Below are 22,612 nucleotides of genomic sequence, written 5' to 3'. Positions count from 1 at the left end.
TGATCTAAAGACCGTAGCAGGTGACGCTACGGCAAGCGCGACTCTCATGGACATTCACTTTCAAGAATCGCCGAACCGGCTTAATCGACTCATTAAATATCAGCGGAATATTTATCCTTCCGGCGTTTTCCGAAACGCATCCCGCTTTCCAGTTTTGCTCTCAGCGCTGTGTAATATGCCTCCAGAAATATGCGTTCATCACCGGTGCCAGGCTCCCAACCAATTTTGGCGCAGATTGATTTCGTCACTGTTTCCAGTGCTTCGTCGGTTCCGGTTCTGAGTACACTTTCCAGCGTCTGCAGCTCGAACTCTCCATAGACAGACAGATCAGCGTCCGAAAATTCGTAACGTGCCGCCGCCTGCCCGGCGGCCGCGCCATTCGCATCGGCCGAAGGCGCCACAACGCCGCCCAGATTCCGCTTCACATTCTGGATTACCCAGGTTCCCGCAATCAGATCACCACAGCGCAGACGATCCTTGTTGAACAAGGGAAAGAGCAGAAACATCAAAACCCAGAGAAAGCCCGCCCACGCCGTAAAGTCACTCATCGTGCCCTCGGCCTCGCCAGATGTTATAAACACAAGCGGCAGAAACAGTTCGATATCCCGGATGATGTTACGCGCAATCACCGCCTCTGCGGTCAATCGCCCACCATCGCGCGCTGCAACCCGAATGCCGACGGCGCGCTTACCCCATGTAGCCGCACGTTCACCCAATTCGAAATAGAGGAAATAGGCGTTACGGAACAGAAACACGGCGATGATCCAAAGGACAAAGACCACGTTTAACGGGCCGCTTGTTTCCAGACTTACACCTGCACCAAAAGCTGCCTCGAAGCCCCACAAAACAAGCAATCCCAGCAGTGTCACACCGAGGATAAGGCCTAAGATGATAAGGATATCGAGCGTCAATGCGCCGGCGCGTGCACCGGCAGTGGCAACGGTTACATTAAGTGGAACGCCCTCCGGAGAAACCATCACCCGGTCCAGCTTGGGATTGGTTGATCGCCTGATCCAGGGATCGGTTGTTGTCGTGTTCATAGCCTGCTCTCCGTCCGGTTACGACCAAAGACAAAGAAATAGACCAGCCAGAATGTCAGCATTGCGCCGCCAACCGCATAACGCAGGGCGGTACTGTTGATCAGCTGACGCGCGAAACCTTCCAGCAAACCTGCGCAAATCAACATGATCACCACACCGGCCATTACCAGAGCTGCCCGCTTGCCCGCATCGCTCGCAGCCGTCAGATGGGATTTTGCACCGGGAAAAGCAATCGAGCGCCCGACATGAATACCGGCCGCTCCGGCCAGCAGGATCGCGAACAATTCGGTCGTGCCATGAATGGATAGCCAACCGACAAATTCCAGCGTCAAACCCCGCTGGGCGAACACCCACAACATCGCGCCCAAAAGGGCCATATTGTGAATCAGCAGCAAGATGCTCGGTATTCCAAAAGCAAAACCCAGCGCGAACGCGAGGATAGCGACCTGCGCGTTGTTACTGAACAAATAGGCCGCGAAAACGCCCAGGCCATCCTGTTTCTCGGCACCGAATAGCGTTCCGCGTAAAGCTTCTTCACTGGCACCCGGCACCCGGACTTCAGCAAAGTTCCCGGGGACGAGAGCATAATACCAGTCGCTATCGCCGGCGACGAGTGCATAGCCGATCAGGGTCCCGGCGATCATCACGAATAACGCGATCCAGATGTCCAGCTTGATCTCCCGGATAGCCTGGCTCCAACCGCCGCCGAAAAAGCCCTTTAGCCAGCGGCCGAAACTGGTCTGGGTGCCATAGACCATGAAATAGGACCGCAGCGCGAGGCCTTCGAGATAGTCGATCAGTCCGGCATCAAGAGAGCTTTCGCGAGCGATAGAAAGGCTCGACAACAATGTCCGGTAAAGCGTCGGGAGCGCAAGCACATCCTCATCACTCAACCGCCGGGTCTTGCCCTTTTCCATCTTGGTGACAATTTCTTCCAGCCGTATCCAGTCGGCTTCCCGTTCAAGACGAAAGCGGTCGCTTTTGAGGGCAGCGGATTCTATCGCCTGCTGTACGTCGGGATCGGTCGCCACGCTTGCCATCAAATCGCACCCCGCCGCTTGATTTTCAGGTAGCTGTTAATCAGGCGCGTTCCGATATTATCATGCGCACCTTCTACCACATCAATACCCATATGCTGAAGCCGGGTCACAACCAGCTTTTTCTGGTCGAGCAGACTCTGGGCGGTCACGCTGCGCGCTACATCCTCGGCATTTTCCGGTTTCTTCTCAATTAATTCCAACAATTCCTTGTCTTCCAGCACCACGAACAGCACCAGATGTTTGTCAATCAACCGTCCTGCAGCCTCCAGCATCAAATCCGCGCTGGTCGGGTCGGTAAAATCTGTAAAAATTATAATCAGCGAGCGCCGCTGCAAACGGCTGGAAAGTGCTGACAAGGCCAAGGTGTAATTGCTTTCCTGATGCCGGTAGTCAATCGTCGCGGCATCCTGCTGCATCCGGTAAAAATTACGGCTGCCAGACAGAAAAGGCGTCGACAATTCCGGCTTTGCTGCAAAGCTGAACAGGCTTGTTTTATCACCGGATTTCAAGGTGATATATGCTGTCAGCAAAGCCGCCGACACCGCGCGGTCGATACGCGGCAGGCCGTCAATCGGTTCACACATGGCCGATCCGCAATCCAGCGCAAAGACAATCTGGTTGTTGCGCTCCGTATCATATTCCTTGGCCAGCAATTTACTGTGCCGCGCCGATCCCTTCCAGTCGATACTCCGCCGATCCATACCCGGCTGATATTCGGTCAGGGCCTCAAACTCGCTACCCTCGCCGCGAAATTTGCGGGCCAACAGACCAAAAACGGAATCCCGCAGGAACATCTGTACGGTTGGACTGCGTACGGCTGAAATATTAGGCATGACCGCGATGGACTGATCACTTTGCTTGGAGGTCTGACGCCATGCCAGACCCAGAGGACCTTTCCAGCGCAACCAGAGCTTTCCGATATCCCCTGTTCCTCTGCGGTTCGGTATGGTCGTTGTCGCGCCGCGATAGGTCAACTCGCCCGGTTCAGAACGATCAAGCGTAAATTCCATACGGCCGGTATCAGAAAGCCGGTCATCCACACCCAGATTGCCACTCACTTGCCGAGGGGTCATCAAACCGGCAAACTCAGCTTGCAGATCGAGCTCCAGCGGTGCGCCTATTTCGGTGCTATTGGGAACGGCAAGCCGGACATTGCCAGCCTTTGCAGCCATCAGGCCATCGACGACAAGCAGCAAGACCAACATAGCCGCCCAAGCTATGCCAATCGCCCAGAGGTTCGGCATCAGCGCAGCAAGCAACGCCGCAACCGGCGCGCCAATAGCGATCAGGAAAACAGCCCGGGCGGTGGGGTAGATCAACGCGGCGCTTCCGTGCGTTCTACCAAGGCTTCGATAATTGTGTCGACAAGGCGGCCTTCAATTTCCGCAGCGGGAGACAACAGAGTGCGATGCCGCAAGACAGATGGAGCAAGCGCTTTCACATCATCCGGCACGACATAGTCGCGGCCCGAAATCGCCGCCCTTGCTCGCGCCGCGGTCGCAAGCATAATCGCAGCCCTTGGACTGGCGCCGTTTTCCAGATCAGCGGTTTCACGGGTCGCACGAACCAGCCGGACGATATAGTCGGTGACGTCTTCAACCAGTTTGACCGATTTCACGACTTCTGCAGCCGCGATCAGGGTTTTCTCATCCACCTGGGCGCTGATCCCAAAATCCTTGGGCCCCGGTGCGCCAATACGCTCGCCATATTGGGAGACGATTTTCTTTTCCTCTTCGGCATCGGGATATTCGATCAGCAGCTTAAACAGAAACCGGTCGAGCTGTGCTTCAGGCAGCGGATAGACGCCTTGCTGCTCAATCGGATTTTGTGTGGCTACCACCATGAATTGCGAGGACAGATCATGGGTCTCTCCGTCAATTGTAACGGCACGCTCCTGCATTGCCTCCAGCATCGCCGCCTGGGTTTTTGGCGGTGTCCGGTTGATTTCATCGGCCAGCAGCAAGTCACAGAAAATCGGTCCACGCGTGAGGGTGAATGTGCTCGTCTGGAAATTGAACAGGTTGGAGCCGACAATGTCGCCGGGCATCAGGTCGGGGGTAAACTGGATACGGCCGAAATCCAGACTGAGAGTCGCTGAAAAACATTGTGCAAGGAACGTTTTGGCTGTTCCTGGAGGTCCTTCAAGGAGAACGTGGCCGGAGGAGAAAAGCGCGATCAACAGATGATCGACAATCTCTTCCTGACCGATAATCGCCTTGGCCACTTCCGCGCGGATATTGTCCGCCAGCGTCTTCAATTCCCCGATGTTCATCCGATGAGTTCCTTTTTCCAATTATAGAGCGCCGCAGCGTGATCGGCGGTTTCGCGAGAGTTTTGAGATTGATTGAGATTGTTCAGCAAGGCCGTGAACCTGTAGCCATCAACTTCGCCCAGCATGTCGAGTTTACGATTCTGTTCCTCGCGATCTGCGCTTGAAGACAGACCCAAGGCGCGAATGGCCTCGTCACGGATCATTTCTCCATAAGGGTCGGCAACCATATGCTCGCGGCGCATCCGGTGAATGAAGCCAGCACTGTTATTGACCAGTGCGGTCTTGCCAAAATCGATACTGCGACGCTCCCGCACCGGTGGGCCAAAGCGGTTGAACGCCATCCAGGCAGCGGCCAGGGCTGCGATGATCAGACAGATTGTCGCTGACAAAAACGGTGGCTTGAACGCCAGCGTCAACAGATTGTCGGATGACCCAAGGCCGTTGAGGGTCAGGTCAAATATGATCGGGCCATCTGTCTGCGCTTGAAGCGCGGTGACAAGATCATAGGCATGACGCGCAATCTTTTCATTACCCATGCCGGTGTTGTTCATCAAATCCGCATCCGCCACTATGACGACCGGATAATAGGCTGAATCTATCTCGTCGTCCGCGGTCAAGACTGAAGGATCAAGACCTTCCAGATTGTCATAAATGCCGCCATCATCGACATAGCCGATCAAAGACTCGCCATTTTCCGGATCTTCGACAATGTTTCTGAGATAGTCGCCGATCATGGTGTTATGAATTTCAGGCAAAGGAATTGGGTCGCCAACAGCACTATTGGCGATTTCGGACGGGTTGAAATCGGATTGCGTCGATTGCCGTTCGCTCGCAATCACGGCTTTGCTTTTGCCCTTATTGGCTTTTTGATCTTCTTCGGGGCGAATTGTCTGAAGCTCGACATCAACAATGTCGCTTAGCATGCGAACGCCGGATTCACCGGGCACCGTACCCAAACGCGTAGCCCAGCCTTTTTTTGACTCCATGCCGACCAGATTTGTCGTTGCCACTTGCCATTTGGGAAGAATGATCATTGTCGGCCCGGCATAAGCGCGCTCTTGGACGATTTCGGCGATCTTTTCCGCCTCGGCATAGGCATTGGGCGTCAATATGAGCAGCCCGGGTTCGTCAATGGCGGCAGCAGAACGGGACAGCTTTACCTCGCGGCCGGTCTTTTCCAGTAGGTTCGCCAGAGCCTTGTAGCCAACCAGACTATTTGATGCGCCATGCGCCTGACCGTTTCTGCCCGAAGACAGGTTGTCGCCCGCACCCAGGCCATAAAGCAGCGCAACAAAAGCAGCGAAGCCGATAGCGAACATGATCATGATGGTCGTGCGCTTGAACGGATTGGCCTGAACACTCATAATGACACACTCATGAGGGCTCGCTCATTTCACAACCGCTTTCGTTTTGCGCCAGCTGTCAGCTAGCGCAAATTCGCCATAGGCATTGCGAGAAGCAGTCCAGCCTTCTTCTCCAATCGGGGTCGCGGCAAAAATCCCGCGCTCAACATGGCCTGCAATAATCGAGAACATCGCCCGCGCCGTTTCTGGCAGGCTGTCAAATCGCTCAATCTCGCGGGATGTGTTGGACGGTCGAAGCAGATCGGGACGACGCTTCTCAATGTCCTCAATGCTGCGAAACAGCAGCAGATGGGCCGCCTCGTCAAATTGCCCCTTGTCTGCCAGGACATCCGCTTCTTCGAGCAAACGCCTCGCCTCTGTTTGATCCGGCCTCCATTCTTCTTCCGCTTTGGGCTTGCGGTTACGCCAGTCCTGCCAATAAGGCGACAATATTACCCAGAGTAAAGTCAGGACACCGGCCGCGAGCAGCACGATTAATATGATCCGCAAGGTTGGCCATGCCGCCACCAGACCCTCTGCAGCCGGGGCCAGAGCATCGCTCAACCATTCCAGAAAATCGGTCCACCATTCGGGAGGCGGCTCCGGTGGTTCAGGCGTGATATTGTTAAATTGAATCTCTTCATCACCGCGCACGTCTTTCCACGCGGCATCGAAAGAAGCGTTCTCGTTATCACCCTGTACTACTGCGTTTCGTGCCACTTTCCCGATGTTGCAGAATCTGACAGCAGGAGCAAGGGCGAAGATGATCCACGGCGACGCATTTCATCTGGTACTGGGCAATTGACAGCTCCGGTCGGAGCAGGAATAAACCGACGCATATTATCGGGGCTATTACATGAAAAGTTTTGACATCGGCCGCGTCATGAGCGCCACCTTCGCGGTCATCGCACGGCATCCCGCTGTGTTTCTAGGCCTGTCATTGATCGTTGCAGGACTGCCTTATGGATTGATGCAGTTTCTGGCTTTGAATCCGGATCAACTGGCCGGCCCGATTGTCGATGCGTTTTTTGCCGACGTGGAGGATTACTGGCTGGCACTCATGGTGTCTGGCATCAGTGTTTTCATCACCTATTTCATTCTGGCAGTATTGCTTCAGGCCATGCTGATTGTTGCAACCATCCGCGATATGCGAGGGCAGGATGTTGATATCGGTCTGTGTTTTGCAGAAGCGATGAAAAGATTTTTGTCGCTTATCGGACTGGCGATTTTGTCGCTGCTGGGAATAATATTGGGGCTGGTTTTGTTCATTGTGCCCGGCGTGATTTTGATGTTGATGTGGATGGTGGCTGTGCCGGCAATGGTCGTTGAAAATCTCAGTATAACGGAATCTCTAAAACGTAGCGCGGAGCTCGCTTCGGGATCAAAAGGCATGATGTTCTTGCTCGCCATAATTTTCATGATAGCCTCAGGAACCTTGTCCGGCATGTCCGAGGGGATCGGCTTTTTTAACTCTACCGCATCGGTTATTCTGACCATGGTTGCAGAAACCGCAGTCGCAGCGGTTCAAGCCGCCGGCGTCGCGGCCGTCTATGTTGAACTTCGTACGGTTAAAGAAGGGCCGTTGACCGACTCGCTGACAGATATATTTGCGTAAACGGACCCTGTCCTATTGTACCTCTTTGCCAAACACGAAGCTGTGCGGTATAGGTTGCATAATGATATTTATTTTGGGACGAGGCTTTGATGATTACACTGAATGTTAACGGCGAAGCAAAGGATGTCGATGTCGATCCGGCAACACCTATCCTTTGGGTAGTACGCGAAAATCTGAAAATGACCGGAACCAAATTTGGCTGCGGCGTTGCGCTTTGCGGAGCCTGCACCGTCCACCTGGATGGCAAGCCTGTCCGTTCTTGCTCAACCCCCGTTTCAGAGGCTGATGGCAAAGCAATCACCACCATCGAAGGTCTGGCCGAAGAAGACGGAACATTCAGCAAGGTTCAGCAGGCATGGGTCGATCAACAGGTGGCCCAGTGCGGCTATTGCCAGTCGGGTCAGATCATGTCGGCCACTGCCTTGCTCAAAAACAACCCTAATCCCACCGACGAACAAATTGATGCCGCGATGGCAGGTAATATCTGTCGATGCGGAACCTATGTCCGGATACGCAAAGCAATCAAGACTGCTGCTGGCACGTCCTCAGAAACGCAGGAGGCTTGATTATGGCGGATACAAAAACTTCTGAAACAGCCCCCAAAAAAGGCAAATGGACCCGCCGCGCCTTCATTGGTGCCGGTGTGGTTGCTGGCGGTGCGCTAGTCATCGGCGTCGCGGTTCGCCCGGACAACCCCGTTGAGCGGCTAAGCCCAATGGTTGCCAAGGGCAAAGGCGAGCAATTGATCAATGCCTGGGTGAAGGTTGATGCCGACAATATTGTCACGGCCATCATTCCCCATGTCGAAATGGGTCAGGGTGTTTTCACCTCGCTGGCGCAAATGCTTGCCGACGAACTGGATGCGGACTGGAGCAAAGTGCGGATCCTGGAAGCGCCGGCAGACGCAAAATATGTTTCGCATGATATTGGCCGTGAGTTCCTTGCCCCCAATCTGGAAGTGCCGGCCATATTGGAACCGACGGTTGGTGGAACCTTCTTGCAACTGGCCACGGCCATGAACTTGCAGATTACCGGTGGCAGTTTCTCGGTTCGCGGAACCGGACAGCGCGCCATGCGGGTGGCCGGAGCGGCTGCGAAAGAAATGCTGATCGCCGCTGCGGCAGAAGAATGGAATGTTCCTGCCAGTGAATTGCGCGCAGAAAACAGTATGATCCTGCACGACAAGAGCAGTAAATCAGCTCCGTTTGCAGACTTTGCCGCCGCCGCTGCGGACCAAGGTCTTCCAAACAAACCTAAGCTGAAGTCGCCCAAAGACTATAAGCTGATGGGCAAGGCCATGGCCCGCCATGATATTCCCGAAAAATCCAATGGCACGGCGCTATTTGGCATTGATGCGGACCTGCCCGGCATGAAATATGCCGCGGTGAAAGCCGCGCCCGTGGTTGGTGCGACCATCGAATCCATGAATGTCGATACCGCCAAATCCATGCCCGGTGTCCTGCAAATCCTGAACATGGGTGATTTTGTCGCTGTGGTTGCCGATGGATATTGGCAAGCGCAGCAAGCGCTTGGCACGATCGACGCCAAATATTCCAAGACTGAAGGCGACACGCTCAATCAGGATGCCCTGTTTGCGCGCTACGCAACGGTGCTGGACGAAGCCGGCGACGACGGCGGCGATGTCGAGACCGAGCAAGGCGACGTCACGGAGGCTTTTGCGGGGGCAGCCACCAAGGTTGAAGCCGAGTATAAGGTCCCCTTCCTCGCCCATGCCACGATGGAACCAATGAACTGCACCGCCTGGGTGCGGGACGGGAAATGTGATGTCTGGTCTGGCCACCAGGCCCCGCTCATGGCCCGCAAGGCGGCAGCCGATACACTGGGCATTGATACAGATGCCGTGACCTACCACAATGCCTATCTTGGCGGCGGGTTCGGACGGCGGTCGGAAAATGATGCGATTATCATGGCAACCCGCATCGCCAAGGCAGTTCCCTATCCGGTAAAAATGATCTGGTCGCGTGAAGAAGACACGATGCACGATCATTATCGACCGTCGGCCACCAGCCGGTTCCAGGCCGGTCTGGACAAGGACGGCAAGGCGGTCAGTTGGAGCAATATCCATACGCACCTGTTCGACCCGCAAGAAGCACCCACCGTACCTTATTATAATATTGCCAATCACAAGATCCGCAAAATCGATGTTCCGACCCATTTGCGTTTCGGTCCTTGGCGGTCTGTGGATCATAGCCAGCATGGCTATTTCATCGAAAGCTTCGTTGACGAACTGGCCCATGCGGCAGGCAAGGATGGCTATGCATATCGCCGCGAATTACTTGCGGGATCGAAGCGTCATCTGGCGGTTCTGGACAAGGCCGCTGAAATGGCTGGTTGGGGCAAACCACTGCCCGAAGGCCATGGCCGGGGCATTGCTTTCGTGCCATCATTCGGCACCATTGTCGCGGAAGTGGCAGAAGTTGACATGACCGGCGCGAAACCGAAGGTGAAGAAAATCTACGTCGCGGCAGACCCTGGCTTTGCGGTCAATCCTGATGGCTTTGCGGCACAGATGGAAAGCAGTATTGCTTACGGCCTCACCGCCACGCTCTACGGCGAAATCTCGGTCAAGGATGGCGCTGTTCAACAGAGCAATTTCCATGACTATCCGATCCTGCGCATCAACGAGATGCCGGAAGTGGAAGTTGGGATCATCAATGGTGATCACAAACGCTTGGGCGGAGCAGGTGAACCGGGATTACCGCCACTGGCACCCGCCGTTACCAACGCAATCTTCGCTGCCACAGGTAAACGCGTGCGTGAACTGCCGCTTAGCAAAGTGGATTTCGCCTAAGGCCATTCGCGCTGACCCTTAAAGGATAAATTGATGACAGTATTGTTCCGCGCAGCTGCGCCCATATTGGTAGTTACACTGGCCGCCTGCGGTTCGGACCCTGCGCCCGGACCGACAGAGCAGATTGTCGTTCGTGAGCCAGGTGCTGAAGCTCCAGATAGCGATACAACCCCACCTGCAGCAGAAGCAAATGATAGCTTGATCGCAGCCGGCAAGGCAGCATTCAACACATGCATCGCCTGTCATGTCGTCGAAAAAGACGGTGCCAATCGGGTTGGCCCCAATCTTTATGGCATTGTCGGCCAGGCGGCGGCCAGCGTTGAAGGCTTCAATTATTCTGACGCCTTGGCCTCTTCAGGGATCACCTGGACCGAAGAGGAACTGGATGCCTATATCGCCAATCCGGCCGCCAAGGTTCCGGGGACCACGATGATGGCCGGTGCAATTACCGACGCTGGAAGGCGTGAGGCCATTATTGCTTATATCGAAAATGTGTCTGCCAATTGAACGAAACAGCTAGTGACGGAATTATGCTCGCCCTGCTTGCGGCAGGGCAGTCCCGCCGGTTTGGTGATGAAGACAAGCTGACTGCGCTCCTGCATGACAGGATGCTAGGCTTTCATGCGGCTGACACCCTTACCCGTTTGGCGTTTGATCACCGCATTATCATCACATCTGATCTGGATCATCCCTGCGCGACCGGGTGGCGCCAAATGGGCTATGAAATAATCGTCAATGATCAAGCCGCCGAGGGCCAAGCCACGTCAGTTCGATGCGCAGCACAGCTTGCGGCGGAGCGCCGTGTCGGAGCCCTGTATATCTGCCTGGCCGACATGCCTTATATCAAACGTCAGCATATCCGGAATCTGTCTCAGGCCTTTGAGAATCGTGACCGCAAGGCAATCGTTGGATCGGGCGACGATGACAAGATCATGCCTCCTGCAATCTTCCCGTCCAGCCAGTTTTCGGCACTTCAGAACCTTGGGGGAGATCAAGGTGCCAGAAAACTGTTGCAGACAGCCCATCTTGTATCCGCTCCGGAAGGCAGCTTGCTCGATATTGATACACCCGAGATACTGGCGATAGAAAACCGTGAAGAGATTCGCCGCTAGTCTTTAAACAGGTTCGCCGCATCCACTAACCGGATATCGTTGCGTGTCTCCAGTTGCTCCAGAAACCAATATTTGTGCCAGGCACCGTAGAGTATCAATATCCGTTTGCCCTGCCCCTTGATCTGATCCAGCGCAGCAGAGACTGTCTGATAATGGGCCGCGTTGATATCCTGCCAACCGCCTGGCCCAAGATCCTTACCGAACAGCTTCTCATAGACCTGCTGCCGCTCTTTTACGGCGCTATCATAGGCCTCGCTGTGAATGAAAAGAGGATCATCGGAACGCCCTCTGACCGCCTGACCATAAGATGCGATAGCGGCTTGATATGCTGCCCACTCTTGCGCTCGGGCCGGATCCTTTTCCAGCAGCGCCAACGCGGCACGCCGGTCATCGGCAATTTCCTGCGTCCAAGCCGCAACCGGGACCATTTCAAAACCGAGCTCTTGCCGCAGCGGAAAAACAACATCGGTCAGTTCGGGGAAGTCGTCCGCCCGGCTCTCGCGGACTTCGCCAAATTTTTCGTAATTTGCAGATGCCTTGGCAAAGCGCTCGAACGGCAATTCAACCATGATGACATCGGGCTCAAATTTGACAATCGCTGCCCGCAAGACCGCCAGTGAATAATCTTCGCTGCGGCGGTGCTGACCATGAATCGCTCCGACTATGGTGACAATATTAGTGTCAGGGGATGGAGCGGGTTGTTCGGCCGGTGCTGAGCAAGCGGCAATGAAGGCCATGCAGCCGAATGCTAGCCATTTGAATAAGGAGAGCGGAAAAACCTTCACTCCGCGTCAAGTCGCCTGGCCATCCGCACGATACCATAGACCAGCGGCGGCACGAAGACGGCGGATAATATGACTTTTGCCAACAGCTGACCCGGCATGATTTTCATCAATGGCGCAACGCCGTAAAAGGCGACCGAGATGAAAATCACCGTATCAACGGCCTGACTCACCACTCCTGCAATCATGCTGCGGAGCCATAACAGCTTCCCGCTTTCCCCTCTCAGCCTTGTGATAATGAAAACATTGAGCAGCTGGGATGTCCCATAGGCAATGATCCCCGCGAACATCAGCCTGGTCGACTGGTTGAGTATAATGTCAAAGGCAACGCGCTTTTCTTCTTCCCAGAATGATGCGGGGGGCAAGGCCAAAACCAGCTGGATCAATATCATCGACACGATGATGGGCACGAATCCGAAAACCACTATTCGATTGCCCGTGGCCCGGCCGTAAACCTCGGCTACTGCTCCAGCCAACACAACCAGCAGAATAAAAGCGAATATACCGGCTTCCACCGCCAATGGTCCAAGCGCCACCAGCTTGTTACCCAAAATCCCCGCCAAACTCGCCATGCCGCCGTATAAAACGCAAATGACGAAAAGACCCCGAGGGATGTGCTTTGTTTCTGAAATCGCTGTCATCTTTATTGCCTAGCGCGGTCCGGATCGAAAAAAAAGCACCAAAAGTCGACCAGAAAAAGGAATCGTGACTCTCGGCCAATTTCCTCTAGGGAGGAATCGGAAGTGCTTGTGTGATGGTATAGTCAGAAGCATTTGCGGGGATATTGGTCGATCCAAAAGGGGAATTTGTGCAAAGATTGGCGGTTTATTGCGGTGCAAGTGCCGGGGGTGACCCTGCTTTCGCCCAGACAGCAAAAAAATTGGGTCAAGTGATGGCCGAGCGTGGAATCGACCTGGTCTTTGGCGGCGGACGCCTGGGCCTGATGGGGATTATCGCCGATTCTGTCCTGGCGGGCGGGGGCAAGGTCTATGGTGTCATACCCGAAATGCTGAAAGACCATGAGGTTGCACATACCGGCCTTACCGAGCTTCATGTCGTTACATCCATGCATGAACGCAAAGCGAAAATGACTGAACTCACCGATGGATTTGTGGCGATACCGGGCGGCATCGGCACACTGGACGAGCTATTTGAAGCATGGACGTGGAAAGCACTTGGCTATCACGGCAAACCCATTGGGCTATTGAACGTCAACGGCTATTGGGATTCGCTCACTGCATTTCTGGATAATGTCGCAGGGCATGGCTTCATGTCATCCGCTCGCCGCGAGCAGCTTATCTTGAGTGACGATATTGGTGACATATTGGATCAATTGACATCGGCGTACACCGGGTCGCAGGGGGAAGTAACGTGGTAAGACTGATGGGAATGGATCGCTAAATGACCGCTATTTTGACAAGCATGGCTGGCATGGCTGTGATCATCTCGCTCGCCGTCGCTCTTTCAACCGGACGGCGCAATATCCGCCTTCGTGTTGTCGCCGCGGCATTCGCATTGCAGGCCGGCATCGCTGTCCTCGTGCTTTATGTACCTGCCGGTAAAAACGTTATCGAGGCGATGTCTACGGGTGTATCCAACCTGCTCAGCTATGCAGCGGATGGCACAAATTTCATATTTGGCCCGCTCGCGACACCAGAAATGGGCGGCAACAGCTTTGCCATAGCCGCGCTGCCGGTGATCATCTTCTTCTCTGCATTGATATCCATTCTCTATTATCTTGGCGTGATGCAGTTTATCATCAAATGGGTCGGCGGCGGGATCCAGAAAGTTACCGGCATATCGAAAGTCGAATCTCTCTGCGCCGCAGCGAATATCTTCGTTGGCCAGTCCGAATCCCCGCTTGTTATCAGGCCGTATCTGGCGAAGCTCACGGAATCTCAGCTTTTTACCGTCATGAGCGTCGGGATGGCCGGTGTGGCGGGAACGATATTGGCTGCCTATGCGTCCATGGGCATCCGCATTGACTATCTGCTCGCCGCCGCTTTCATGTCAGCACCAGGCGGTATTATGATGGCGAAAATCATCATGCCGGATAATCCCGATGCCGAAGCACCAGAAGAACTGGTCGTCGCCGTTGACTATGAAGAAGAAAAACCCGCGAATATTATCATGGCCGCGTCCATGGGTGCACAAACCGGTGTAAAAATTGCCGTTGCAGTGGGTGCCATGGTTTTGGCTTTTGTCGCTCTGGTCGCTTTGGCCAATGGCATATTGGGGGGCATTGGCGGCTGGTTTGGCCAGCCGGGACTGAGCTTCCAGCAAATCATTGGCTACGTATTCGGTCCAATCATGTTTCTACTCGGCGTGCCATGGGAAGAGGCTTTTGCAGCCGGCGGACTTTTCGGGACCAAGGTTGTCCTGAACGAGTTTGTTGCATTCAGCGATCTCGGCGGCATGGCTGATACCCTATCCCCGACGACAGTAGCAATCGTGACATTCGCCCTATGCGGCTTTGCCAACTTCCTGTCGATCGCCATCCAGCTGGCGGTCACTGGTGGATTGGCCCCCAATCAACGCCCTGTAATCGCACGCCTTGGCCTGAGAGCACTGGCGGCCGGGTCGCTGGCCAACCTGATGAGCGCGGCTTTGGCCGGTCTGTTGTTAAGCCTCGGCTGACCCGATAGATTGACAAACCCGATTAGCAGAGCATCATAGAGCCATGTCCGAAACCCACGACACTTTATCATCTATTTCACTAACCTTGGCTGATCAGGACAAGGATGCCTTTGCCGCGCGCATCGGCAGTTCCTTTTCCGATTGGGGTTTTGCAGTTATTGCTGATCACGGCATCCCGGATGACTTGATTGCAAAGGCCGAACAAATGTCCCGCGCTTTTTTTGCGCAACCAGATGATGTGAAGCGGAAATATTATGTAGAAGGCGGTGGTGGCGCACGCGGCTACACACCTTTCGGAACCGAGGCCGCAAAGGATTCGGACATCCATGATCTTAAGGAGTTCTGGCATATTGGCCGGCAACTGCCGGAAGGTCACGAATTTGAACCGTTCATGAGTGCAAATATCTGGCCTGACGAAGTGGATGGCTTTCGCGATTGCTATCTGGATCTCTTCGCCGCCTTTGACCGGGCAGGGCAACGGATATTGGAGGGGATTGCGCGCTTTCTCAATTTGGATCCTGATTTTTTCGACGACACCGTGCGCGACGGTAACAGTATCTTGCGTCTGATTCATTATCCGCCTGTACCAGCAGACTCCCCGGCGGTACGGGCCGCTGCGCATGAGGATATCAATACAATTACCTTGCTCATCGGTGCAGAGGAAGCAGGGCTTGAGCTACTCGACAAACAAGGCAACTGGCGTCCGGTAACCCCAAAGCCGGGCGAGCTTGCGGTTAATATTGGTGATATGCTGCAAAGGCTTACTAACAACCGGTTGCCCTCGACGACGCACCGGGTCGTCAATCCTGCACCGGAAAGGCGTGGGCATTCACGCTATTCCATGCCCTTCTTCCTGCATTTCCGACCGGACTATCTGATAGAAACCTTGCCGCAATGCGTGGATGATGAGCACTCTGATCTCTATCCGGAGCCAATTACGGCGCATGACTATCTGATGGAACGCCTGCGCGAAATTGGATTGGCATGACCCCGAAGGTTGTCGGGATTAGCGGGGGCAGTTGTTCGGGCAAATCAACTCTCGCCGCACATATCTATGAAGCATTGGGACCAGAGCAATGTGTGATCCTGCCGCAAGACGACTATTTCTTCGGTTATGGCGATGCACCGGAAGGGAAAGGCGGTCCGAATTTCGATCATCCCGATGCCGTGGATTTTGACAAGATGTGCGCGCAATTGAGCCTGCTCAAACAGGGAGCATCTATCCAACGCCCGCTTTACGATTTTCCAACCCACATGCCTAAATTGGAAACACAGCTGACCGAACCGCGCCCGATCATATTGGTCGACGGCATATTGATATTGCACCACGCACCTTTGCGGGAAATATTCGATCTGTCGGTATTCGTGCGCTGCGACAGCGCCGTTCGATTTAAACGGCGGCTTGAGCGGGATGTCCGGGAACGTGGCCGAACCGCCGACTCGGTGCGCGAGGCATTCGCCAACCAAGTCGATCCGATGCATGATAAATTTGTCGAACCTTCACAGACCCATGCAGACATCGTGATAAATTCGCAACAGTCGAAAACGGCTGTTACCAGTGATTTTTCGGCAATTGTAAAATCAATAACTGATATAATTCAATAAGATAAATCAAAGCGCAGCTAATCCTGCCTGCTCTGCGCGGCAAGATTCCAACCCCTTGATAAATTGTGGATAAAAATAAATTGCTGCAATGCAAAATTTATTGGTTGCGGTTGTGACAAAACTGTCATTTTAGGCCTCTAGGGAGCTTCCAGCGACATCCGAGAAGATTGCCTTCGGCGTCTTCGACAGATGTTTATCACTGTGAAGACCAGTACGGGGAAATCGAACATGAAAATGAAATATCTTTTGGCAGCCAGCGTTGTCAGCCTTTCCACAGCAGGCCTGCTAGCCACACCAGCCGCCGCGCAGCAAACAACATCCGGCTTTGATGGAACGGTTCTTGATGAAACCGGGTCCCCGATAAGCGGTGCGACGGTTGTTATTACCGACACCCGCACAGGCGCGAAACGGACATTAACAACCAGCTCAGACGGCTCTTTCGGTGCCAGCAGCCTGCAAACGGGTGGTCCCTACTCTGTAACTACTACAGCTGCGGGCTTTGAAGGTCAGACCGTAGAAAACGCATTTATCAATTTGTCGGGTGAAACTTCACTGACCTTCACTTTGACCAGCAGCGCGGATGAAAACATCATTATTGTATCCGCACAACGCGCCAACGTTACACAACTCGCGATCGGCCCAAGCCAAGCGTTCAACCAGGACGTATTGGAAAGCGTCCCAACAATTAACCGCGATATTCGTGACGTAATCCGAATTGATCCGCGCGTCAGTTTGAGCCGCGAACAAGGCGGCACAGTGGACCGCGTTACCTGCTTGGGCGCAAATGACCGCGCAAATACGTTTACAGTCGATGGGGTGGTGCAGGCCGACACGTTCGGCTTGAATGGTACGCCCTTCGCGTCACGCAACTCGCTTCCCTTACCTTTCGATTCCATCAAAGAAACATCTGTGGAGCTTGCTCCATTTGATGTGGAATATGGCCAGTTTACCGGTTGTGCCATCAACGTTGTAACCAAATCAGGCTCTAATGATTTTCATGGCACGGCGTTTTTTGAATATCAGGACGACGGACTGACCGGCGATACTGCTGGCGGTATCTCCGCCCCGCCATCTCCTTTTAACAACAAGCGTTGGGGTGCCACACTATCCGGTCCAATTATCGAAGACACTTTGTTCTTCCATGCCGGATATGAGCAAGCCGAATTCTCGGGCGTTCCGGTCACAGATGGTCCGATTGGTGCAGGCTATCCCAATGTCCAAGACTTTATTGACCTTGCAACATTCAATGAAATCGCCGGCATTATCGAAAACACTTATGGCATCGAAGTAGGCCCGCTGGTCCGCACAAATCCTGAGCGCAACGAGCGCTATTTTGGCCGCATTGACTGGTTTATCAACGACGACCACCGGCTCGAACTGTCTTATCAGCATCTCAACGAAGCCAAACAGTTTGAAGATTCATTGGGAAGCACAGTTGCAACTGGTTTGCAGAGCTTCCGCGTAGAAGGCACCAAGTCAGACTATTTCTCTGGCCGTCTCTTCTCGCAATGGACGGATAATTTTTCCACCGAAATCCGTCTATCGCGCTCCGAGATTACTGATATCCAGGATCCCATTAACGGTGGCGAAGCACAAAATGGCAACCCGATTCCAATTATCCGCGTTGGCGTCACCAATCCGACCGGATGTGTTCCCGATACTGACGGATGTGAAATAGGTTTCTTTGAAGCTGGCCCCGGCCAGTTTCGTTCAGCAAATGACCTGCAACAAACGATTGATCAGTTTAAGGTAAAAGGTCAGTTGGAAACTGGAGATCATACGTTTACGTTGGGCATTGAAGGCAATCGCGCAGATGTTTTCAACCTGTTTGCAATCAATGCTACTGGGATGTTCAACTTCGCCAATGTAGATGCCTTGCGCGAAGGCCTCCTCAATACCGGATCTTCGTTCAACACCTTCTTTGGTACGGATGATCTGATTAACGGTGCTACAGACGGTTTTCTTATTTCATCATCTACCACCGGTGACATCAACGATGCATCAGCATCATTTGAACGCACAATTTTTTCAATCTATGCACAGGATGAGTGGCAGGCAACAGATCAGCTGAATTTGCTGGGTGGTATCCGTGTGGATTGGTATAGCGGAGATGCTCCGAGAGCAAATCCACTGTTCCAGCAGCGTTATGGATTTACCAATGCAGTATCATTCGGAAACCTGGACCCCGTGATTTTGCCGCGACTGGGCTTTACTTATAATATGTTCAATGACGGTTTTTTCAGCAATACCCAGATTAAAGGCGGCGTTGGCGTCTTTTCTGGTGGTGATCCAACTGTTTGGTTCTCAAATGCCTTCTCAAACGATGGATTTGCTTCTGCAATCGGTCGACTGTCAGACGCGGAATGTGCTGCTCTGACAGCCGGTGGACAGGTCGACGTCACACCGGGTGGCGGAAACTTTACTGGTATACCACAGTGTGCGGTTGATGCGGCTGTAAACTCTGCCCAAGCAGGCGCTGCAGCTGTTCAATCCACAGATCCGAATCTGAAAATCCCGACTGTATTGCGGGCCAATCTGGGCGTAGCGACGCGCTTCGGCACCAATGATGGAGGCTTCTTCAGCAACTGGGGACTGAACGTCGACTATATCTTCAGCCGCAACCGCAATCCCTTCAACTTTGTAGACCTGACCTACGCGATAGACCCAAACAAGGGATTGAACGGCTTCACGATCGACGGACGCCCACTTTACTCGTCCATTGATCCACTGAATGCGGGTTGTGATGCAGTCTTTCAGGGTACCGGAACGAACGGTGGTTTTACCAACGTAAGTGACGCCTGCTTCAATACCCGCCGCGAAGACGAAATTCAGCTGACCAATGCAGATGCATTTAACAGCCATACCGTCTCAGCAATTTTGTCGAAGAACTTCGACCGAGGAATTTTCACAGACGGCGGTAACGTATTTGTATCACTGGGCTATGCTTGGACAGACTCAAATAACCGTCGCGATACTTCCAGTTCAACGGCGACTTCAAATTTCACGCGAACGGCTGCATTTGATCGTCAGAATCCTGCTGTATCGACTTCAAATTTCGAAGTACGGCACAACATTACCTTCGCGGCGAACTTTGAAGAAACGTTCTTTGGCGACAATGCAACGACCTTCGGATTTTTCTTTTCTGCTCAATCCGGGTTACCCTACAGCGTAACGTTTGATGGCAACCCTGGCTTCGATGAAATTTCATCAAGCCGTGATGCTGGATTGCTTTACATTCCAACCGGGCTGGATGATCCAAACCTCTCACCGGCTTCCGACTTGAGTGCAGGTGGAGCAGTGCAGCAATTGCTGGACTTTGCTGCGGGTGAAAGCTGTATTCGGGGATTTGCGGGCCGAACAATCTCGCGCAATACCTGCAACAACGATTGGTATTACGATCTGGATCTTCGCCTGTCTCAGGAAATTCCGGGCCCGGGTTCCTTGTTCGGCATTGAAGACAAGATTGAGGTCTTTGGGGTGTTTGATAACTTCCTGAACTTCTTGGACTCTAACGGAAATGCCCGTCGTAATCGAACTTCAGATGGTCGTCTTGACTTGGTTGATGGCGATATTGATGACACCACCGGACAATATATCATCACCGGGTTTAGAGAAGGCAGCGACAACGAAGTAGATGTTCTGCCATCACGCTGGGCTATCAAAGTCGGCGTTCGCTACGAATTCTAATCTCTGACTTCAATAGTCGGACCTAGTGAATCCAAATGACGGCGGCGCTGCAAAGCGTCGCCGTTTTTTATTTGCGTGCGACTACCACCTCCATCAAACCGGCATCACGCTGCGCTCATATCGCCAGGTTGCCCATAGCTGCTCTGCCATTCGCATCGCGGCACGCAATCGCTTTGGGCCAAGCCGGGTAAAACTTTGCTCATGGTCAAGCAGCCTGCTGGCCGACAACTGGTTGAAACCGGATGTTTGCAAACCGTTATGTGCGGCGATAAAGGCGGCGATTTGATCGAACCTCTTCGCCACTGAACCGTTGGGGCGTGACCGGTCGCGGGACAGCAATTCAAAACTATGCGTTACAGTCACAAAAACGGGATGATGTTCCATGTAGGCATGAACCATCGCCGCCTTCATTTCCGCCGTCGAGAGAGCGCAGATCTGCGCCGGCCTGATCGCATTTGGCCCGTCCCATATTCCGGCCACCGGCAATTCCACCACGCCGCTTTTCAAAACAGGTGCAATCTGGTTTTTCGGCACGTTGATCTTGCAATGCCGTAGGGAGGAGCAAGGCGTAAAACTTGAATCCCAGATCAGTCCGGCTGTACGCAAAGCTCGCAGACTGTCGTCATTTGCCCCGAAATTTCCGGCCCGAAAAGCAGTGGGCGTCGGCGCGCCAGCTTTTGTTAGAACACCCGTTGCAAATTTCAATAATCGTACCTGATCCTCAAAGTCGAAATCCGCTAGGTTACGTCCCCAGCGATCTTCCACCGGCGAATCCTTTGCCCATTCCAGCCATTCCGTGTGCATATGCAGCTGCACTTCATGCCCATGCTCGACAACCGGGCCAACCATATCCGCGACGATCTGTTCTCCGTAAACCAGCGCAGGCATGGGGTCGATGAAGAACACAGCTTTATGGCCATAATCATCCAGTCGGTTCATTTGATGGACAATCCCGAAATCGCCCGCATTACAGCGCCCAAGTATCGAGCTGTCAAAATTGGCGGCAGCGCTCAATCCTTGCTGGTGCAGGGCAGCAGAAAGCTCCGTGTCAACGGTCAGCATAATATTTGATACATTATGGCCCATCACCAACAGATGCCCTCGTCTTTCAACCTGTTCTGGTTTTGAAAAATCAATCGGCCGCTGCCCGGCCCATCATATAAATTCCCCCGAGTGGAATATAGACTGCAATCCGTTAGGAACCCGTTAAGCCAAGGAAGATGCCGGTGCCGTAGAGGAGAATTCTCGGCGCTGAACAGCCTCTCCAGGGCGTTCCTGCCTAAAATTCCAAAGATGCTATGATGACAAGCGTGAGGCCTTGATCGGTATCCCGGTTCCAGTCGAAAAACATGTGCCGGCATGAGCAAACCCACCTTAAACAGCAACAGATCAACGTCATCGACAATATTTGGCTAAAAATGGAGCGGGCGAAGAGATTCGAACTCTCGACCCCAACCTTGGCAAGGTTGTGCTCTACCCCTGAGCTACGCCCGCTCGGCGCTGCTGTGACATTGGGTGATATGCTATCGTCATCAGCAGTTGAGGCGCGCGGTTAGCATGGGTTATACAGCCCGGCAAGCCCCATTTTGCAATCCATGGCTATGAAAAGTAAAAATATGCTTGGCTTTGGTGGGTTCGACCCCACATAAGTTGCGATTATATTAGAAATCACTACGCGATTCCCTTGAAAAATGGTCCTAAAGCAGCGGATCTGAAACGGGGAACCGGCCAAAATTATAAGGGAACGAAAATTGGCGACAGCAGGATTAACAGTGGACGAACAGAAGGCGGTTGAAGAATTTCAACAGGCCGTAGTCGCGCCCAGCATGAATAAGCTGGTGATTCTTGATTTCTGGGCCGAATGGTGCGGGCCGTGCAAAGCCTTGACGCCGGTGCTTGAGAAAGTCGCGGCCAGTTATGCCGACAAAGGTGTCATGCTCGCCAAAGTGAATGTTGATGAGAACAAGTTCATCGCATCGCAATTTCAGGTCCAGTCGATTCCCACCGTCTATGCGATATTTCAGGGGAAACCGGTCGCTGATCTGACTTCAGCGCGCACCGAAAGCCAATTAGGGCAGATTCTCGACCAGTTGCTGGAACAGCTCCCCGTCGGCGCGGGCAACGGTGAAGAGCCGAAACAAGATATTGTTCCGCTACTTGCTATGGGAGAAGAAGTACTCGGGCAGGGTGATGGTGAGCGAGCTGCGGGAATATTTGCACAGATCGCGGATATGGCCCCCGACAACGCAGAGGCCGTTGGTGGATTGATTCGAGCCTTGGTTCTTGCCGACCACTTGCCCGAAGCAGAAGCCGCCTTGGCAGGTATTCCGGATGCCATGACCAGCGATCCGGCTATTGAGCGGGCCAGCTCTGCTCTGGCGCTGGCGAAAGACAAGCCGGATGATGGTGAAGCAGATGCCCTGCAAGCTGCTGTTGCTGCAAATCCAAAGGATCATCAGGCCCGCTTTGATCTGGCCAGCGCCATGATTGCTTCGGGTGATCATGATGGCGCGGCGGATCATCTGCTTTCAATTATCGAGGCTGACAAGGACTGGAATGATGGTGCCGCACGGGCAAAACTGCTGTCATTGTTTGAAGTGGTCGGTCTGGAAGACGAATGGGTATCAGCCACCCGTCGCAAGCTGTCTGCGATATTGTTCGGGTAGA

20 protein-coding genes and 1 tRNA gene are annotated in these 22,612 nt (G+C 53.5%); 11 read left to right on the top strand and 10 right to left on the bottom strand.

Annotated features, from left to right (window positions below):
- Positions 1–92: 92 nt before the first annotated feature.
- From AC6I9Z_RS05765 to AC6I9Z_RS05740, 6 genes are read right to left on the bottom strand one after another with little or no spacing between them, the layout of a single operon-like run.
- Positions 93–1,040, bottom strand: a complete 948-nt coding sequence (locus AC6I9Z_RS05765) for an RDD family protein (RefSeq protein WP_461454204.1) — start codon at positions 1,038–1,040, stop codon at positions 93–95.
- Entirely contained in the window at positions 1,037–2,080 is a 1,044-nt protein-coding gene (locus tag AC6I9Z_RS05760; protein ID WP_461454202.1) for a stage II sporulation protein M, read from the bottom strand. The genes AC6I9Z_RS05765 and AC6I9Z_RS05760 overlap by 4 nt, the downstream gene beginning before the upstream one ends.
- Positions 2,080–3,399 (bottom strand): DUF58 domain-containing protein, encoded by a 1,320-nt coding sequence (locus tag AC6I9Z_RS05755; RefSeq protein WP_461454200.1) that lies wholly within the window; start codon positions 3,397–3,399, stop codon positions 2,080–2,082. The genes AC6I9Z_RS05760 and AC6I9Z_RS05755 overlap by 1 nt, the downstream gene beginning before the upstream one ends.
- On the bottom strand, positions 3,396–4,352 hold the full coding sequence (locus AC6I9Z_RS05750) for an AAA family ATPase (RefSeq protein WP_461454198.1): 957 nt from the start codon (positions 4,350–4,352) through the stop codon (positions 3,396–3,398). The genes AC6I9Z_RS05755 and AC6I9Z_RS05750 overlap by 4 nt, the downstream gene beginning before the upstream one ends.
- Positions 4,349–5,716 (bottom strand): hypothetical protein, encoded by a 1,368-nt coding sequence (locus AC6I9Z_RS05745; RefSeq protein WP_461454196.1) that lies wholly within the window; start codon positions 5,714–5,716, stop codon positions 4,349–4,351. Before AC6I9Z_RS05745 ends, AC6I9Z_RS05750 begins: the two co-directional genes overlap by 4 nt.
- A gap of 24 nt (positions 5,717–5,740) precedes the next feature.
- Positions 5,741–6,415 (bottom strand): hypothetical protein, encoded by a 675-nt coding sequence (locus tag AC6I9Z_RS05740; protein ID WP_461454194.1) that lies wholly within the window; start codon positions 6,413–6,415, stop codon positions 5,741–5,743.
- 136 nt (positions 6,416–6,551) lie between these two features.
- On the opposite strand from AC6I9Z_RS05740, the gene AC6I9Z_RS05735 reads away from it, so the two are divergent.
- From AC6I9Z_RS05735 to AC6I9Z_RS05715, 5 genes are all read left to right on the top strand, one after another.
- Positions 6,552–7,310, top strand: a complete 759-nt coding sequence (locus tag AC6I9Z_RS05735; protein WP_461454192.1) for a hypothetical protein — start codon at positions 6,552–6,554, stop codon at positions 7,308–7,310.
- A gap of 86 nt (positions 7,311–7,396) precedes the next feature.
- Positions 7,397–7,876 (top strand): (2Fe-2S)-binding protein, encoded by a 480-nt coding sequence (locus AC6I9Z_RS05730; protein ID WP_301950663.1) that lies wholly within the window; start codon positions 7,397–7,399, stop codon positions 7,874–7,876.
- A 2-nt stretch (positions 7,877–7,878) separates the two neighbouring features.
- Positions 7,879–10,122 carry a xanthine dehydrogenase family protein molybdopterin-binding subunit gene (locus AC6I9Z_RS05725; protein WP_461454189.1) on the top strand — a complete coding sequence of 748 codons (2,244 nt, stop codon included), beginning with the start codon at positions 7,879–7,881 and terminating at the stop codon, positions 10,120–10,122.
- 33 nt (positions 10,123–10,155) lie between these two features.
- Positions 10,156–10,629, top strand: coding sequence for a c-type cytochrome (locus AC6I9Z_RS05720; protein ID WP_461454187.1), 474 nt, complete (start codon positions 10,156–10,158; stop codon positions 10,627–10,629).
- Entirely contained in the window at positions 10,626–11,234 is a 609-nt protein-coding gene (locus AC6I9Z_RS05715; RefSeq protein ID WP_461454185.1) for a nucleotidyltransferase family protein, read from the top strand. The genes AC6I9Z_RS05720 and AC6I9Z_RS05715 overlap by 4 nt, the downstream gene beginning before the upstream one ends.
- On the opposite strand, the gene AC6I9Z_RS05710 is transcribed toward AC6I9Z_RS05715, so the two are convergent.
- A complete protein-coding gene (locus AC6I9Z_RS05710; protein ID WP_461454184.1) occupies positions 11,231–11,971 on the bottom strand; it encodes a hypothetical protein in 741 nt (246 codons plus the stop codon). The genes AC6I9Z_RS05715 and AC6I9Z_RS05710 overlap by 4 nt on opposite strands.
- 44 nt (positions 11,972–12,015) lie before the next feature.
- Entirely contained in the window at positions 12,016–12,657 is a 642-nt protein-coding gene (locus tag AC6I9Z_RS05705) for a queuosine precursor transporter (protein WP_461454182.1), read from the bottom strand.
- A 167-nt stretch (positions 12,658–12,824) separates the two neighbouring features.
- Between AC6I9Z_RS05705 and AC6I9Z_RS05700 the strand changes: the two genes are divergently transcribed.
- The 5 genes from AC6I9Z_RS05700 to AC6I9Z_RS05680 all read left to right on the top strand — a co-directional run bounded on the left by AC6I9Z_RS05700 (position 12,825) and on the right by AC6I9Z_RS05680 (position 19,945).
- Positions 12,825–13,394 (top strand): LOG family protein, encoded by a 570-nt coding sequence (locus tag AC6I9Z_RS05700; RefSeq protein ID WP_109355525.1) that lies wholly within the window; start codon positions 12,825–12,827, stop codon positions 13,392–13,394.
- 23 nt (positions 13,395–13,417) lie between these two features.
- Positions 13,418–14,653, top strand: a complete 1,236-nt coding sequence (locus AC6I9Z_RS05695; RefSeq protein ID WP_109355160.1) for a NupC/NupG family nucleoside CNT transporter — start codon at positions 13,418–13,420, stop codon at positions 14,651–14,653.
- 43 nt (positions 14,654–14,696) lie between these two features.
- On the top strand, positions 14,697–15,641 hold the full coding sequence (locus AC6I9Z_RS05690; protein WP_461454179.1) for an isopenicillin N synthase family dioxygenase: 945 nt from the start codon (positions 14,697–14,699) through the stop codon (positions 15,639–15,641).
- Positions 15,638–16,258 carry a uridine kinase gene (gene udk / locus AC6I9Z_RS05685; protein ID WP_461454177.1) on the top strand — a complete coding sequence of 207 codons (621 nt, stop codon included), beginning with the start codon at positions 15,638–15,640 and terminating at the stop codon, positions 16,256–16,258. The genes AC6I9Z_RS05690 and udk overlap by 4 nt, the downstream gene beginning before the upstream one ends.
- Positions 16,259–16,486: 228 nt before the next feature.
- Positions 16,487–19,945: a TonB-dependent receptor gene (locus AC6I9Z_RS05680; RefSeq protein WP_461454175.1), complete on the top strand. Its 3,459-nt coding sequence runs from the start codon at positions 16,487–16,489 to the stop codon at positions 19,943–19,945.
- A gap of 93 nt (positions 19,946–20,038) precedes the next feature.
- On the opposite strand, the gene AC6I9Z_RS05675 is transcribed toward AC6I9Z_RS05680, so the two are convergent.
- Complete coding sequence (locus AC6I9Z_RS05675; protein WP_461454173.1) at positions 20,039–21,031, bottom strand: polysaccharide deacetylase family protein; 993 nt, start codon at positions 21,029–21,031, stop codon at positions 20,039–20,041.
- A 333-nt stretch (positions 21,032–21,364) separates the two neighbouring features.
- A tRNA-Gly gene (locus AC6I9Z_RS05670) sits at positions 21,365–21,439 on the bottom strand.
- 278 nt (positions 21,440–21,717) lie between these two features.
- Here AC6I9Z_RS05670 and AC6I9Z_RS05665 point away from each other — a divergent pair.
- Entirely contained in the window at positions 21,718–22,611 is an 894-nt protein-coding gene (locus AC6I9Z_RS05665; RefSeq protein ID WP_461454171.1) for a tetratricopeptide repeat protein, read from the top strand.
- The last annotated feature ends 1 nt before the right edge of the window (position 22,612 follow it).

This window comes from Parasphingorhabdus sp. (assembly GCF_059726685.1).
The sequence above is the reverse complement of the archived record's forward strand: the minus strand, read 5'-3'. Positions and strand labels throughout refer to the sequence as shown.

Bases quoted from the DNA above. Each gene is read 5' to 3' on its own strand.
- AC6I9Z_RS05765 (WP_461454204.1), bottom strand. From the start codon at position 1,040: ATGAACACGACAACAACCGATCCCTGGATCAGGCGATCAACCAATCCC.
- AC6I9Z_RS05760 (WP_461454202.1), bottom strand. From the start codon at position 2,080: ATGGCAAGCGTGGCGACCGATCCCGACGTACAGCAGGCGATAGAATCC.
- AC6I9Z_RS05750 (WP_461454198.1), bottom strand. From the start codon at position 4,352: ATGAACATCGGGGAATTGAAGACGCTGGCGGACAATATCCGCGCGGAA.
- AC6I9Z_RS05745 (WP_461454196.1), bottom strand. From the start codon at position 5,716: ATGAGTGTTCAGGCCAATCCGTTCAAGCGCACGACCATCATGATCATG.
- AC6I9Z_RS05735 (WP_461454192.1), top strand. From the start codon at position 6,552: ATGAAAAGTTTTGACATCGGCCGCGTCATGAGCGCCACCTTCGCGGTC.
- AC6I9Z_RS05725 (WP_461454189.1), top strand. From the start codon at position 7,879: ATGGCGGATACAAAAACTTCTGAAACAGCCCCCAAAAAAGGCAAATGG.
- AC6I9Z_RS05720 (WP_461454187.1), top strand. From the start codon at position 10,156: ATGACAGTATTGTTCCGCGCAGCTGCGCCCATATTGGTAGTTACACTG.
- AC6I9Z_RS05710 (WP_461454184.1), bottom strand. From the start codon at position 11,971: ATGGCCTTCATTGCCGCTTGCTCAGCACCGGCCGAACAACCCGCTCCA.
- AC6I9Z_RS05705 (WP_461454182.1), bottom strand. From the start codon at position 12,657: ATGACAGCGATTTCAGAAACAAAGCACATCCCTCGGGGTCTTTTCGTC.
- AC6I9Z_RS05695 (WP_109355160.1), top strand. From the start codon at position 13,418: ATGACCGCTATTTTGACAAGCATGGCTGGCATGGCTGTGATCATCTCG.
- AC6I9Z_RS05690 (WP_461454179.1), top strand. From the start codon at position 14,697: ATGTCCGAAACCCACGACACTTTATCATCTATTTCACTAACCTTGGCT.
- udk (WP_461454177.1), top strand. From the start codon at position 15,638: ATGACCCCGAAGGTTGTCGGGATTAGCGGGGGCAGTTGTTCGGGCAAA.
- AC6I9Z_RS05680 (WP_461454175.1), top strand. From the start codon at position 16,487: ATGAAAATGAAATATCTTTTGGCAGCCAGCGTTGTCAGCCTTTCCACA.
- AC6I9Z_RS05675 (WP_461454173.1), bottom strand. From the start codon at position 21,031: ATGGGCCATAATGTATCAAATATTATGCTGACCGTTGACACGGAGCTT.